Here is a 14,102-nt window from a genome sequence, read left to right on the forward strand (position 1 = left end):
CACTCCACAAACAGGGGAGGCCGGTGACGGTCAGTCACGTGGACTCAAGCTGCGTCACCGTGCCAGTGCCCGCTCCCGTCCAGGGGCCGACCCTCAACCAGCCCCCCGCACGCATCATTGCACAATGCAAAGGTCCATTGCCAGGGCTCAACAGCCCCGGGAATCCGCTCGTCTCTCACATGCCGGACTGGGCCCTGGAACGGGTGCGGGCTCCGCAGGACCGGGCGACGGCCACCAACCGGTGGCGATGCCCGGTCCCGGCGCCGTCCTCTACTTCGGCCTGACGGCGGCCTCGACCTCCTGGAACGTCTTGGGGTCGACCAGGCCGGTGTCCTCCAGTACTTCCAGGTGATCCAGGACGGTCTGGTTGGCCTGGCGGGCATGACGGCGGATCAGGTCGTTCTGGGTGGCCGCCCGCACCTCGCCGATGGTGGCGAAGATCTTTCCGTGCGAAGCGCGCAGCAGATTGGCGAAGAGACGGTCGAATTCGTCCCCTTGGGCTTCGTCGAGCTGCTTGACCCACCCTTGCTGCTCGGGCGTGGCCTCGTTCGGCAGCTCGACGCCGAGGATCTTGGCATCCTCACGGACGAGTTGGTCGAGTTTGCTGTGTCCGTCGAGGAGATGGAGTCCCGCGCGCCGAACGGCATCGCTGGATGCGTGCGTCTGGGCCAGCCGCCCGGCCGGAATCTCCCACAGCCCGGCTTGGCGTACCTTCACCAGAAAAGTGCGATCCACCTGTGTCACGGGCTGAACCCCGCCCTGCGCGCTCTGCCCGGATGTGTCTGAAGCGTCGTAGTGGCCGCCGCTGTGCTGTGGCAGCCCCGCGTTCAACTGGTCGGCCGAGGCTTCCCCGCCACTGCCCCGGATCGCTATCAGAACGGCGGCGACAACGGCGCACGCGGTAGCAATGACCGCGATGGTCCGCATCGAAACCCTGGACGGTGTTGCGCGTCGGCTCGGACGCATGATGCCTCCCGGTTCGGCATAGAGAGCTCTTTCCTTCATGTCGACGGGAGCAGGCATTTCACGGCGGCTGGCACGGCACGCACCCAGAGATACGGATGGGACCACCGGGATGTTCAGCAAACGGGGTTGGTCCTCAATGCAGGCCGTCCACACGACACATCACGATCCGCAGCGGCCACGGGAATGCCGTGCACGGATCGGCTCCCGGGATCTTTGTTCGAGACGGTAGGTTTCTGCGTCATGCCTCTTCTGACCTACACCATGGAGTACTTCGACGAGAGTTCCGCGCGTCTGCGGAAGTGGGGGGCCGTCCTGCTCGCCGCCACTGGAGCCCTGTGGCTCTGGTTCGCCGTTCTGCTGTTCACGCCCTACACCGTCGATCAGGCGCAGGGCAGCCCCGCGGACTGCGACTCTCGGCTCTTCACTGACCGGCGGGAAGCCAACGAGCTGGCCGCCGGGGGCGGCCGGTGTGAAGCCGAGCGCGACTGGCCCGAGCTGCTTGCGGTCCTGGGCGCCTCGATTCCGACAGCCATAGCCGGCACAGCCGTCTTTGCGACAGGCATGACCAGCATCCGCATCAACCGGCACCTTTCCGAGGTGGTCCACGCCATCACGCCGCAGGACACCGCTTCCTGATACACCACAACCCGACTCCAGGGTGCACAACGCGCTCAGTCGAACACGGGCAGTTGGGCGTGCAAGCTGGCTATGATCCGATCTTCGCGTACTGGAAACGGGGTGGCTCACCAAAGACTGTGGCGAGCCTGCTCGCGGTGTACGCCCACCCGGACGACGAGTCCCTGTGCTCAGGCGGCGCCGGTGCCCGAACCGCTGTCGTCACGGCCACTTGGGCCCCGGACACCCCGCGCGCTGCAGAACTGGCCGAGGCGCTCCAGATCCTCGGCGCCGGCAAGCCACGGCATGACCGGCCACCCCGACCACGTCCACACCCACCGAGTGACCGTGCTTGCCGTCCAGGCAGCCGGGCACGGTCAGCGACTGGCCTTCCGAGGCCACCAGCAGGTGGGCGAGCGCCCGGCCGGCTGCCGCGTCCCACCGCGGGCTCCATGACCACCAGGGATTCGACCCCAGCCGCGATCCCCACGTGGCGATCGGCTCGAACGGGGGCGTACCTCTCCCCTCCGCCGTCAGCTTCCTACCGGGAGCCTCGTTGCTGCCACACCCGGCCTCGATCCCCCTGTCCACCCGATCGTGATGAGTTTCCGCGCCCGCGCCCGTCACACCTACGACGGGACACGACGAGGCGGAAGGATGACGTGATGAGTGCGGACACGCGGTTGGAGGAGCTGGGCGTGAGCGGGCTGGGCGAGGTCGACGAGCCGACATTCTCGGGACTGGCGGAGCGGCACCGGCGGGAGCTGCACGTGCACTGCTATCGGATGCTCGGGTCGTTCGAGGACGCCGAGGACGCCGTGCAGGAGACGTTCCTCCGTGCCTGGCGGCGGCGGGAGACCTTCGAGGGGCGGTCGACCTTCCGGGCCTGGCTGTACCGGATCGCCACCAACGCCTGCCTGGACCTGCTCGCCAAGTGCCGCCCGGAGCCTGCGACCGGCGGCGAGGTGCTGTGGCTACAGCCCTACCCGGACCGGCTGCTCGACGAGCTGCCCGCGGGCGACTCGGACGAGCCGGAGACCGTCGCCGTCGCGCGGGAGACGATCGAGCTGGCGTACCTGGTCGCAGTCCAGCACCTCGCGCCGCGCCCACGGGCCGTGCTGATCATGCGGGACGTGCTTGCCTGACCGGCGAAGGACGTCGCGGAGCTCCTCGGGGACTCCGTCAACTCCGTGAACAGCGCGCTGCCGCGGGCCCGCGCCGGCATGCGGGAGCACCTGCCCGCCGAGCGGCAGGACTGGACCGGCGGCGAACAGGACGCCGGGACGCGCGAGCTGGTGCGCCGCTTCACCGAGGCCAGCGTGGCCACGGACGTCGACGGGCTCGCCGCGCTGCTGCGGGACGACGTCCGCTGCTCGATGCCGCCCACGCCGGGCCTGTACGTCGGCCGCGACGCGGTGGTGAACGACTGGGTCGAGAGCGGCTTCGAGGGCATGAAGGGCCTGCGTGCCCTCCTCACCTCCGTGAACCGGCAGCCCGCCGTCGCCTTCTACCTCTGGCGGAAGCGGGAGGGCGCGTACCTGCCGCTGACGATCGACGTCTTGCGCGTCACCGGCGGCGCGATCACTGAGATCGTCACGTTCCACGACGACCAGTTCCCGCGGCTCGGGCTGCCGGAGCGCCTGGCGGCGGACGGCACGGAGTAGTCCCGGTGTGGACGCTCGCGCTGCGCGGTGGCGCGCGTGTCGCGGCGGTCGCGGCGGAGTGGTGCGACGCATTCGGCGTCGTCACCCGCGGGCGGCTTCGAGGTCCCCGATGGTGGCGCGACGATCCCGTTGTCCGGGTTCGCCGTCGTGACCGGCTTCTTCTCGGTCGTGGGCATCGTCATTGCCGTCGCTCTTCTTCGTTGGAACGCTCGACCCGCCGAGCGTCGTGTGGACGGCAGTGTCGCTGACCGCGATCTCGTTGGTCCCGCCCCTCCTCTCCGGGGCAAACACCGCCACCACCACCGCCCTCCTCGGGCTACACCTCGTCCCTGCGACGGTGATGATCCCCACCCTGACGCGGAGCCTCCGCACCCGGACCGATTGACGATCCCGCACTTTCGCATTACCTGCTGGCTCGGCTGGCGGTTCATCAGAGTGGCAGCGCTGCCCTGTGCATTGAGATTGCCCCGGTCGCCCTGGTCGCCTCGCGCCTGCAGGAGGAAGGCTCCACACGCCTGGCCGATTGGCCCGACGCCGGACCCCGCGTCGGCGGGGAGGACGGTGCCGACCCCCGGCCTCGGTTCCGTCAAGCCGGAACACACCAGCCAGTCCGGCGGTGAAGGTGACCGACATGCTGAACTCCTCCTCGGAAAGGGTGGGTGGTCTCGACTGCGGCGGGAGTGCCACTCCCCCACCGCAGCCGAGAGCCTGAGCAGCCCCGCGGCTCCTCCGGCCGGAGTTGTCAGAGCTCTTCGAGGCTGGCCAGCAACGCCAGGACCTTGTCCTTGCTCAGCGGCACCGTCTCGCCCACGGCGTCAGCACCACCGATCAACGCTACGAACGGGGCGGCCGGCCACGCCTGCAGGGCGCGCGGCTGCGTCGTTGCCTGCGGATACCGTGCGCGGCCTACAGGGAATCACCAGGCATGTGTCGCACGTTCGGAGGCTCGCCGTGCATGCGCTCGAGGTGAAGGCTCCGTACGGTGACCGGATGGACAGTTCTGTCGTCTTCAACGTCGCGACCACGGGCATCGCCGTCGTCGCAGTGGTGACTTCCATCGTGTTCAGTGCGCGGCAGGCCCGCATCGCGCGGCACGCCAACCACATATCGGTGATGGTCGACTTACTCCAGGAGTTCCGGTCTGCCGAGTTTCACGAGCAGCACGACTACGTGTGCACGCGCCTGGGGGCGGAGCACGACCCGGAGGCTGGAGTGCGCGGGTTGCCCGGTGAGGCCAAGACGGCCTTCTACAGCGTCGTGTACTACTACCAGTCCTTCGCCAACCTCGCCGTCTTCGGGCTGCTCGACGAAACCCTGATGGTCACGGTCCTGCGGACCCGGATCGTCTCGGTCTGGCAGGCAGTCCGGCCGTTCGTGGAGCGGGAGCGGGAGTTGCGGGGCGAGGGCGGCGGAGGAACGTATATGTCGATCTTCGAGGAGCTGGCCCGACTGGCGGCAGAGCTGCCGCCGGAGCACGTCCGCAACCGGATGACCGAGAACCGACACAGACTGACGCGCCTGGGGCGACGTACATAGTGTTGAAGTCGCGGTAACGCCGGGCCCGGTGGAGCGGGGAGGCGGAGCAGTCGCTCAGGCACCAGCGCAGGCCCCAGGAAGTCCCGGCCCGCGGTTGCGGGTCGGGACGGACACTGCCGACGCCGGACAAGGGTGGCGATGCCGCGCCACTGTTTCAAGCGGTATGCAACCGCTCGACCATAGGCGCTGCCTGTACGCCTCACGGCCGAAGGCGGGTGGCCGGCCGCCACGGCTGCCTTGACGCGGTCGGTGACCCCGTGGGTCCCACTGAAACGGGGATCACCGCTCGTGAGACCGGCCAGGCAGATGATCGCGGCCCGCTGGTAACGGGGGGCGACGCCGCGCCACTGTGCTTTGTCAGCTGATGGTGACGACGCGCGCCCAGGGCGGCGGGGTGTCCGGGACGTAGTCGGGGTTCTCCTCGACCACGGCGCGGGCGGGACGGGGGAAAAGACCGACGACGGTGCGGCAGGGCGGCTGCGTGGAGGGCCACGGCGTCTGACCGTCTGTCAGGGCGACGATCACGTCCGGGCATGGCCGAGAGCGGAGCGCCCGGGCAAAACCGGAGCGCAGATCCGTTCCCCCGCCGCCGATCAGCTCGATGTTCTCGGCGCGGCAGAGCGGGACGGCGACCCCGGCCGCCGCGTCGCAGGAGATCACCGAGACCAGGTCGCGCCGCCCGCCCACCGCCCGTGAGATCGCCGCCACCTCCAGCAGCGCGCTGCCCAGCTCGGCGTCGCTCACCGACCCGGACGTGTCGACCACGACACAGACCCGGGGCGGCGTACGGCGCAGGCTCGGCAGGAGTACCCCGGGGACACCGGCCGAGCGCCGGGAGGGACGCCGGTAGCTGAAATCCTCGCCCACCCCCGGCGCACCCGTCGCCGAGCGGACCGCCGCCCCCAGCAACTGTCGCCACGGCTGCGGCGGATGGAACGCCTCGTCCGCCCATCGGCGCCACCCCTCCGGCGCGTCGCCGGGTCGGCCCTTGATCCCCTCTGCGACCCTGAAGCGGACCGCGTCCCGCTGCTGCCTGCTTAGCCCGTGTGCCCCGTCGGGCCCCAGCTCCCACGGCCGGTCCTGCCCGTCGGCACCGCTGCCGCAGTCCAGCCAGGCCAGGTCCGCGGCGAGCCCGGACATCGAGGCCGTCCGCAGGTAATCCTCCATCAGCAGTCCGTCGGGCAGCCGCAACAGCGACGGCAGCACCGCCCCGGCAGGCAGGGGCAGACCGTCACCGTAGATGTCGTCGTTGATTTCGAAGTCGGCGGCGATGTTCCGCCGCAGCCTCCCCCAGCCTTCGGCCGGGGGGACCCCCATCTCGCTTCGCTCACCCGGCCCGTGCTCCTCGTGCTCCCGCGCATACCGCTCGCCCCGCCCGTGGTGGTCCCGGAGCAGATGGGAGACCTCATGCACCCAGACGCCCGCCAGCTCCTCCACCGGGGTGCGCGCCACGAAGCCGGGTGAGACATAGCAGCGCCAGTGCGCGTCCACCGCCATCGTCGGCACCGACCAGTCCTCCACCACGTGCAGCGCGAAGAGCGCGCTGGCCAGGTAGGGACGGACCTTCACCGCGTGCAGCCGGGCGGCCAGCAACTTCTCCATGTCCAGCGGGAGTCCTGGCCGGCCGACCGGCCCGCCGGAGCCGGCCAACGGCCTCGACACGGTGGGCCGCAGCGGGCGCGGCGGCGCGGGTCGGGACATCGGGCGCGGCAGCGGGTGCGGCCCCAGTCGCTTCGCGTCCCCCGTCATCGGCGCGCCCCCGTCGCACGCCCGCCGTCGGCCGCCACGGCCCGCCCACCGACCGGTCCGCCCGCCGGGCGAGACCGACCACCCCGGTCAGCCGCTCCACCGCCTCCGGAACCTCCCAGTCCTCGCGCCGCAGCGCGGCGAGCGCCGTCGCCGGGGCGACGAGCAGGTCCGGGGCGCCGGTCTCCAGCGCCCGGACCAGCACCGCCCAGCCCGCCTCCCACCGCTCCCGCTCTGGCTGCGTCCCGACGGCGGCAACCACCGCTTCCAGCGCCGCCTGACGCAGATCGCCCCGCACCGGCAGCTCGGCGCAGGCCGGATCGGCCAGCAGCGACTCCGGATCCGGCAGGTCCATCCGGTCCAGATGGGCGAGGAGTTCGAGCCCCGGCCCGTCCCCCACCGCGCCCCGCACCAGCAGCGCCAGCACCTCCCGGGAGACGGAGGCCGCCGTGCCGAAGGCCAGCAGGGTCAACGCAGCCTCCCAGCTCCGGGGCGAGGGCCAGGCACCGCCGCGCTGCGTCTCGGTGCCTGACAGCCGGTGGATCAGCGTCGGCCGGGCTTCCAGGAAGCCGCAGACCGCGCGCCGGGCGAAAGCAACCGCCTCCGGCAGCCGTTCCGGCACCAGGTGGGGCAGCTCCGCCCGGGGCCAGACCCCGCCCAGCCCGCGCACCACCACCTCCCGGTCGTGCACCCAGTACAGATGCACGAAGCGGTTGGCCAGCGGCGGGCTCAGCTCCCACCCGTCCGCCGCCGACGCGCGCGGATTGGCGGCGGCCACGATCCGTACTCCCGGGGGCAGTTGCAGCGCACCGACCCTCCGCTCCAGGACGACCCGGAGCAGTGCGGCCTGGACAGCCGGGGTGGCGGTGGAGAGCTCGTCCAGGAAGAGCAGCCCCCGGCCGGCCTGCACGAGCTCCACCGCCCACTGCGGCGGCGCCATCGGCACCCCCTGGACCGCCGGGTCGTCGCCCACGATGGGCAGCCCGGAGAAGTCGGACGGCTCGTGGACGCTGGCGATAACGGTCGTCAGCGGCAGGTCCAGGGAGGTGGCGAGATGCGTCAGGGCCGCGGTCTTGCCGATGCCCGGCTCGCCCCAGAGCAGCACGGGCAGGTCGGCCGCGACCGCCAGGGTGAGCGCTTCAAGCTGCTCGTCGGGGCGCGGCTCGATGGTGGTCGTTCGTAGGAGGGTCAGGAGGTCGTCGGCCAGGGCGAGGTGGCTACCGGTTCCGGATGCGCCGGCAAGGGTGGGTGCGGGCGTGCCTGCGGCCGGGATCAGGGCGGACGGGAGGGTGCTTGAGGTCATGGGCATCACCTGGGGTGGGATAAGGGAACGGGACGGCCCGTCCCGGATGACGTGGGAGCGGCGCGGAATGCGCAGGGCGGGAAGGGGACTTCGGTGGGGGCAGCTGGTCAGCAGGTCAGGCCGGTGCGGGGCCGGGCCCGACCGCTCCGCTTGCGGCGCATTGCGAGAGGGGTACGGCGGTCGAGCCGGGCACGGTGGCCCGCTTCCGCGTGACTGATGCCCGGGGCGTTCCTGCCCCGTACCGCACCGGCACCGGGGTGCACGGCGACCAGCCCCGAGCGGAAGAGCCCGTGGTAGATGCGGCGGGCCGCGGCCGACTCCAGTTCCTCCCGGAGCGGCCCGTCGCGCAGGACCGCACCGGGACCGAGCAGTCCCACGACCACGGCCAGTGCCCCGGCGACGTCACCGTGGCCGAGCCTCTCCCGGACCGCAGGCAGTGCCTCCGGGGTGCGGTGCACCGCGTCGATCGCCCGCAGGCAGGGCAGTGCCGGACCGCCAAGCGCCACCAGCAGCCCCTCCCGGCGCAGTTGGGCCGAATCGTGATCGATCGCTGTCAGCACCCCGCCCCGCAGCGCGATCCGGTGGACCTCGCCCCGGCACTCAACCCGGTGCGGATCGCCGGGCTCGGGGGCGCGGTCGGCCACCGGTGCAGAGGTGGACGCCGCCAGCGCTACGGCGACGAGCGGATGCAGCCGTTCGGCCGTGACCAGCCCGGCCCGCAGCAGCTCCAGATCCGGAAGGACCCGTGCCGCCGCCTCCGGTAGCACCGGAAGCGCGGCGACCTCCTGCGGCGGCAGCGCCTCCCCAAGCGGCCGGAACGTCGGGGCATGGCTGTCGTCGGGGGCCACGAGTTCGAGCACCGCGCGGCTTCGCGTACCGAGCCGCACGGTGAAGGCCCCGCGAGGGCGCCCCTCGGCCAGCAACAGCAACTCTGCCTCGGCTGCCCAACGTGCCTGCGCCCACGGGGAATCGTGGACGGTGCGCCGATCGGGCCGATCTGGCAGGACTGGCCGGCTGAGTGCGCCGGGCCGGTCGGGAGGCGCCATGGACGACGGCCCGCCCGCACCGCACCGTCGCGCCAGTTCGCCGCTCCGCCCGGAGTCCCAGAGATGCCGGTGCAGGTCGAGCCGGAAACGCCGGTCGGGATGCGGGTGCGGGTAGTGCCCGGGGGCGCTGTCCCCGGGCACCTCCCACAGGGCCAGGGACATTCGCTGTCCGGCGTCCGCCCAGGCCGGCGGTGTCCGCACCACCAGCTGAAGCGGCGTGGCGCCGGAACTCCGGTAGCGGGCCAGAGGGATGGTGAGGCCGGGCCGGAGCCGCCCGTCGGGGGCGATACGAGGCATGTGCCAGCGGAGCAGATCCGGCGCCAGCCGACGCAGATCTGCACGGAGGTGGGTGACGAGATCGGTGCCGTGGCGGTCGCGCACGGCGCGCAGGTCGAGATCAACGTCGATCCGGGCGGCGGCGCAGGCCCCCGCCCAGTCGCCGACCGCACGCCGTGCGGTCGCGGTCTCGATCATGGACGGTGGCACGGCGTACTCGCGCACGCGCTGCCACATCAACAGGTGGGCCGGAATGTCGTTCGCGAAGTGATGTGCCATCAGCACTCACCTTGTGCGAACGATTCCCCCAATCCGTACGAGGAGAAGTTCTTCATCTCCGGCATCGTAACCCATGGCGATGACGATCTGTCCCGCCCTATCCGAGAACACCTGCGCAAGCGTGGCATCCGGGCGGTGATCCCGGGCCCCGGTGGACCAGTGAAGTCACCGGCTGCGTGGGGAAGCCGGGACGGCAGCCATGCTCTTCGACCGCCAGGCATACAAAGCAGCGCAACACAGTCGAGCGGTCATCTTGGTCCCACCGATGTCGAGTGCTCCGTACACGAGCGGATCCATTCCTTGTCTCGGTACTTGTGCGGACAGGCGTCACCGCGCCCGAGGTCAACAACGTTTTCTACGGTCTGACCGGTTGCCGTCCCGTGCCGTCGCGCGCCCCGGGACAACCCGCCGGGGCGCGCGACGTTGAGGGTCGGTGGGCTACTTGGTGAGCGGGGACAGCTTGGGGTCGTTGGCGTAGGACTCGGCCGCGTTCTCCTTGGTCACGATGACCGGCGGGAGGAGGTAGGCCGGGACGACCTTGGAGCCGTTGTTGTAGGACTTGGTGTCGTTGATCTGCGGCTTGTCGCCCTTCTGCAGGGACTTGACCATGTTGATGGTCTCGGCGACGAGCTTGCGGGTGTCCTTGTTGATGGTGGAGTACTGCTCGCCAGCCATGATCGACTTCACCGACTCGGCCTCGGAGTCCTGACCGGTGACGACCGGGACCGGCTTGCCGGCGCCCTTCACGGAGGTGAGGATCGCGCGGGCGAGGGTGTCGTTCGGTGAAAGGACGCCGTCGAGCTTCTTGGCCCCGTTGTAGGTCGAGGTCAAGAGCGAGTCCATGCGCTGCTGGGCGTTTTCGGCCTTCCAGCCCTGGATCGCGGTCTGCTTGATGTTCGTCTGACCGGACCCGACAACGATGTCACCCTTGTCGATCAAAGGCTTGAGGACAGCCATCGCGCCGTCGAAGAAGACCTTCGAGTTGTTGTCGTCCGGCGAGCCGGAGAACAACTCGATCGTCCACGGGCCCTTCGGCTTCTTGGCCTTCATACCGTCGAGGAGGGCCTGCCCCTGCAGCTGGCCGACCTTGAAGTTGTCGAAGGCGATGTAGTAGTCGACGTCGGCCGTGTTGGTGATGAGGCGGTCGTAGGCGATGACCGTCGCACCGGCCTGCTTGGCTTGTGCCACCTGGGTGGCGAGCTGCGAGGCGTCGGTAGCGCCGACGACGATCACCTTGGCGCCCTTGGTGACCATGGCGGAGATCTGCGACTGCTGGTCCGCGACGGTGGTCGAGGCACCCGCGTACTGCACGTCGGCCTTGAAACCCGCCTCCTTCAGGCCGTTGGTGAACAGGTCACCGGCGAGCACCCAGTTCTCCGAGGTCTTCGCCGGCAGCGCGACACCGACGAGGGAGTCCTGCCCGAAGCCCTTGGCGTCGGTGCTGCCGGTGCCGGTGGAGCCTTCGCGTTCGTTGGAGCACGCCGTGCCCACGGTGAGCAGTGCGACGGCGCCGACCGCGGCGATGCCTCTGGTGATGATTCTGCGCATGGTGAGTTGAGCCCTTCGTGCGGATGCTGTTGCCGGGAGTGGTGTGCTGCGGGTATTGGCGGTGTGGGCGGGGCCTGACGGCTCGGCCGGCGAGTGGGTGGTGCGGTCAGCCTGCGACCAGCGTCTTGTCGGGGTCGGGAGCCGGGCCCGCCGGGCCGACCGGTTCTTCCCGACGGAAGGGGCGCATGAGCGACCCGATGATCGAGAAGCGGCCCTGGCGCTTGTTGTAGACGTCGAACGCGACGGCGAAGAGGAGGACCAGACCCTTGATGATCTGGACCATGTCGGAGCCGACGCCCTCCAGTTGAAGGCCGTTGTTGAGCAGCGCCATGACCAGGCCCCCGACGATCGAGCCGCTGATGGTGCCGAGCCCGCCGGAGACGGCCGCGCCACCGATGAAGACGGCCGCGATGGCGTCGAGCTCCCAGCTCAGGCCGTCCTGCGGGCCGGATGCCGCGGACCGCGCCACGAAGATCATGCCGGCCAGGGCGGCCAGTACGGACATGTTCATCATGACGACGAAGTTGACCCGCCTCAGCTTCACACCGGACAGCTCGGCCGCGCGGGTGTTGCCGCCGACGGCGTAGATGTGGCGCCCGCCGATGGTGTTGCGGGTGTAGTACGAGTACGCGAGCACCAGGACGATGAGGATGATGCCGGAGATCGGCAGGCTGGTGCCGATACGGCCGCCCGCGAAGCGCAGCGTTGCGAAGACGATGACCCCCAGCATCACCGCGAGGCGGATCCCCGTGATCCACAGGGGAGCCACGTCGGCGTTCATCTCGCGGCGGGTCTGCCGCGCCTTCCACTCGCGCCACACCATGCCGGCGCAGGCCGCCAGTCCGAGCAGCAGGGTCAGGTTGTTGTATCCGGTGTTCGGCCCGACCTCGGGCAGGAAGCCCGCTCCGATCTCGCGGAAGTGCTCGGGGACGGGCACTGTGTCGGCGTTGCCGATGTACTGGTTGCCGCCGCGGAACAGCATCATCCCGGCCAGGGTGACGATGAACGCGGGCACTCCGACGTAGGCGACCCAGAAGCCCTGCCAGGCGCCGATCAATGCGCCGACGAGGAGGCCGAGGGCGATGCCGAGGGGCCACGGGAGCGAGTACTCCTCCATGGCCTTGGCGACCACGATGCCGGTGAACGCCGCGACCGAGCCGACCGAGAGATCGATGTGCCCGGCGACGATCACCACCAGCATGCCGATGGCGAGAATCAGGATGTAGGAGTACTGGCTGACGACCGCGATGAGGTTGCCGGAGGTGAGGGTCAGCCCCCCGGTCCAGATCTGGAACAGCAGGACGATCGCCACGAGGGTGAAGATCATGCCGAACTGGCGGGCGTTGGAGGTCGCGCCTCCGAAGAGGTTCTTCTGCAGGTCTTTGATTCGGCTCATGAGGTCGGGCTCTTCTTCATCGCGGTCATCTGCTTCATCAGCACTTCGGGGTCGGCGTCGCGGCGCGGGACCTCGCCGGTGATGGTGCCTTCGAACGCCGTGTAGATGCGGTCGCACAGTCCGATGAGTTCGGGCAGCTCCGAGGAGATGACGATGACGCCCTTCCCCTGGCTCACGAGCCGCTGGATGATCCCGTAGATCTCGTACTTCGCACCGACGTCGATGCCGCGGGTCGGCTCGTCGAGGATCAGCAGGTCGGGGTCGGTGAACATCCACTTCGCCAGCACGACCTTCTGCTGGTTGCCGCCGGAGAGCTTGACCACGCCCTCGTCGACGCTGGGCGTCTTGATCCTCAAGCTCGTGCGGTATTCCTCGGCGATGCGGTACTCACGCACCGGATCGATGACACCGCGTTTGGCGATCTTCGACAGTTTGGCGGCCACCATCGAGGTCTTGATGTCGTCCAGCAGGTTGAGGCCGATGGACTTGCGGTCCTCGCTGACGTAGGCGAGGCCGTGGCGGATGGCGTCCGTCACCGACTTCAGCTGGATCTCCTCGCCGTCCTTGAAGACCCGGCCGGACAGGTAGGTACCGTAGGAGCGCCCGAACAGGCTCATCGCGAGTTCGGTGCGTCCGGCCCCCATGAGGCCGGCGAAACCGACGATCTCGCCGCGTCGGACATGGAAGGTCGACCCCTTGCACACGAGCCGTTCGTCGGAACTGGGGTGGCGCACCGTCCAGTCACGGACCTCGAAGAAGACCTCCCCGATGTCGGGCGTGTGGTCGGGGAACCGACTGCTGAGCTCGCGGCCGACCATGCCGCGCACGATGCGGTCCTCGTTGACGCCGTCCGCCTTGACGTCGAGGGTCTCGATGGTGCGGCCGTCGCGCAGGATCGTGATGCTGTCGGCGATCGCCTCGATCTCGCCCAGCTTGTGCGAGATGATGATCGAGGTGATGCCCCGCTCCCGGAAGCCGCGCAGCAGGTCGAGCAGGTGCTGGGAGTCGTTCTCGTTCAGGGCCGCGGTCGGCTCGTCGAGGATGAGCAGCTTCACGTCCTTCGCGAACGCCTTGGCGATCTCCACGAGTTGCTGCTTGCCGACACCGATGTCTTTGATGAGCGTGTCGGGATCCTCCCGGAGCCCGACCTGTTCCATCAGTTCCAGCGCCCTGCGCCGGGCGGCCTTCCAGTCGATCCCGCCCCGCCTGCGGGGTTCGTTGCCGAGGAAGATGTTCTCGGTGATCGATATGCCCGGTACCAGCGCCAGCTCCTGGTGGATGATGACGATCCCGGCTTGTTCACTGGCCCGGATGTCATGGAACCGCATCTGCTCGCCGTGGTAGACGATCTCGCCCGAGTAGCTGCCGTGCGGGTGAACGCCGCTCAGCACCTTCATGAGGGTGGACTTGCCGGCACCGTTCTCCCCGCAGATCGCGTGGATCTCGCCGTCTCGGACGGCCAGGTTGACATCGGCGAGCGCTTTGACGCCGGGGAAGGTCTTGGTGATCGACCGCATCTCCAGCAGGGTCGGCGCCTGGCTCATGGGCAGGACTCCGCACTGCTCAGGCCGCGCCGAGCGCTCGGGTCCGAGCCTTCGGCGGTGCGGGGTTTCGTGGACATCAGCTTGCCTCCGATGGCACTGCGGGGTGCCTCGTTTCCGGGGGTTACGACTGCGTGCGGGGACACTAAATCCATTTGTTTTACTAAGTCAAGGGCCTGAGGATAT

Annotated in this window: 11 protein-coding genes and 2 pseudogenes; 6 read left to right on the top strand and 7 right to left on the bottom strand. The window is 69.6% G+C overall.

All coding sequences use genetic code 11. From position 1 onward, the window contains the following. Positions 1 to 270 precede the first annotated feature (270 nt). Positions 271 to 927: a DUF4142 domain-containing protein gene (locus FBY35_RS01715; protein WP_142212078.1), complete on the bottom strand. Its 657-nt coding sequence runs from the start codon at positions 925 to 927 to the stop codon at positions 271 to 273. A gap of 279 nt (positions 928 to 1,206) precedes the next feature. Between FBY35_RS01715 and FBY35_RS01720 the strand changes: the two genes are divergently transcribed. From FBY35_RS01720 to FBY35_RS01740, 6 genes and pseudogenes are all read left to right on the top strand, one after another. Continuing rightward, complete coding sequence (locus FBY35_RS01720) at positions 1,207 to 1,602, top strand: hypothetical protein (RefSeq protein ID WP_142212079.1); 396 nt, start codon at positions 1,207 to 1,209, stop codon at positions 1,600 to 1,602. Positions 1,603 to 1,721: 119 nt separating this feature from the next. Then, positions 1,722 to 1,953 (top strand): annotated as a pseudogene (locus tag FBY35_RS36800) (hypothetical protein); the annotation flags it as partial. Between the two features lie 293 nt (positions 1,954 to 2,246). Further along, on the top strand, positions 2,247 to 2,726 hold the full coding sequence (locus FBY35_RS36805) for a sigma-70 family RNA polymerase sigma factor (protein ID WP_260848463.1): 480 nt from the start codon (positions 2,247 to 2,249) through the stop codon (positions 2,724 to 2,726). Between the two features lie 45 nt (positions 2,727 to 2,771). Next, positions 2,772 to 3,245 (top strand): nuclear transport factor 2 family protein, encoded by a 474-nt coding sequence (locus FBY35_RS36810; RefSeq protein ID WP_260848464.1) that lies wholly within the window; start codon positions 2,772 to 2,774, stop codon positions 3,243 to 3,245. 238 nt (positions 3,246 to 3,483) lie between these two features. Next, entirely contained in the window at positions 3,484 to 3,630 is a 147-nt protein-coding gene (locus FBY35_RS37905) for a DUF6069 family protein (RefSeq protein WP_399208331.1), read from the top strand. A 605-nt stretch (positions 3,631 to 4,235) separates the two neighbouring features. Next, positions 4,236 to 4,781, top strand: coding sequence for a hypothetical protein (locus FBY35_RS01740; protein WP_142212080.1), 546 nt, complete (start codon positions 4,236 to 4,238; stop codon positions 4,779 to 4,781). A gap of 357 nt (positions 4,782 to 5,138) precedes the next feature. Here the strand turns inward: FBY35_RS01740 and FBY35_RS01745 are convergent, their stop codons facing one another. The 6 genes and pseudogenes from FBY35_RS01745 to mmsA all read right to left on the bottom strand — a co-directional run bounded on the left by FBY35_RS01745 (position 5,139) and on the right by mmsA (position 13,919). After that, positions 5,139 to 6,383 (bottom strand): DUF2201 family putative metallopeptidase, encoded by a 1,245-nt coding sequence (locus FBY35_RS01745; protein WP_142212081.1) that lies wholly within the window; start codon positions 6,381 to 6,383, stop codon positions 5,139 to 5,141. Between the two features lie 143 nt (positions 6,384 to 6,526). Beyond that, a pseudogene (locus FBY35_RS01750) lies at positions 6,527 to 7,830 on the bottom strand (AAA family ATPase). A gap of 107 nt (positions 7,831 to 7,937) precedes the next feature. Further along, positions 7,938 to 9,431 carry a hypothetical protein gene (locus FBY35_RS01755; RefSeq protein WP_142212082.1) on the bottom strand — a complete coding sequence of 498 codons (1,494 nt, stop codon included), beginning with the start codon at positions 9,429 to 9,431 and terminating at the stop codon, positions 7,938 to 7,940. A gap of 438 nt (positions 9,432 to 9,869) precedes the next feature. Beyond that, complete coding sequence (locus FBY35_RS01760; RefSeq protein WP_142212083.1) at positions 9,870 to 10,979, bottom strand: sugar-binding protein; 1,110 nt, start codon at positions 10,977 to 10,979, stop codon at positions 9,870 to 9,872. A 106-nt stretch (positions 10,980 to 11,085) separates the two neighbouring features. Then, the gene (gene mmsB / locus FBY35_RS01765; RefSeq protein ID WP_142212084.1) at positions 11,086 to 12,375 is read right to left on the bottom strand and encodes a multiple monosaccharide ABC transporter permease; all 1,290 of its coding nucleotides are present in this window, start codon (positions 12,373 to 12,375) and stop codon (positions 11,086 to 11,088) included. Then, entirely contained in the window at positions 12,372 to 13,919 is a 1,548-nt protein-coding gene (gene mmsA / locus FBY35_RS01770) for a multiple monosaccharide ABC transporter ATP-binding protein (protein ID WP_142212085.1), read from the bottom strand. The genes mmsB and mmsA overlap by 4 nt, the downstream gene beginning before the upstream one ends. Positions 13,920 to 14,102 lie beyond the last annotated feature (183 nt).

Source organism: Streptomyces sp. SLBN-118 (assembly GCF_006715635.1).
In the GTDB taxonomy this organism is placed as follows: domain Bacteria; phylum Actinomycetota; class Actinomycetes; order Streptomycetales; family Streptomycetaceae; genus Streptomyces.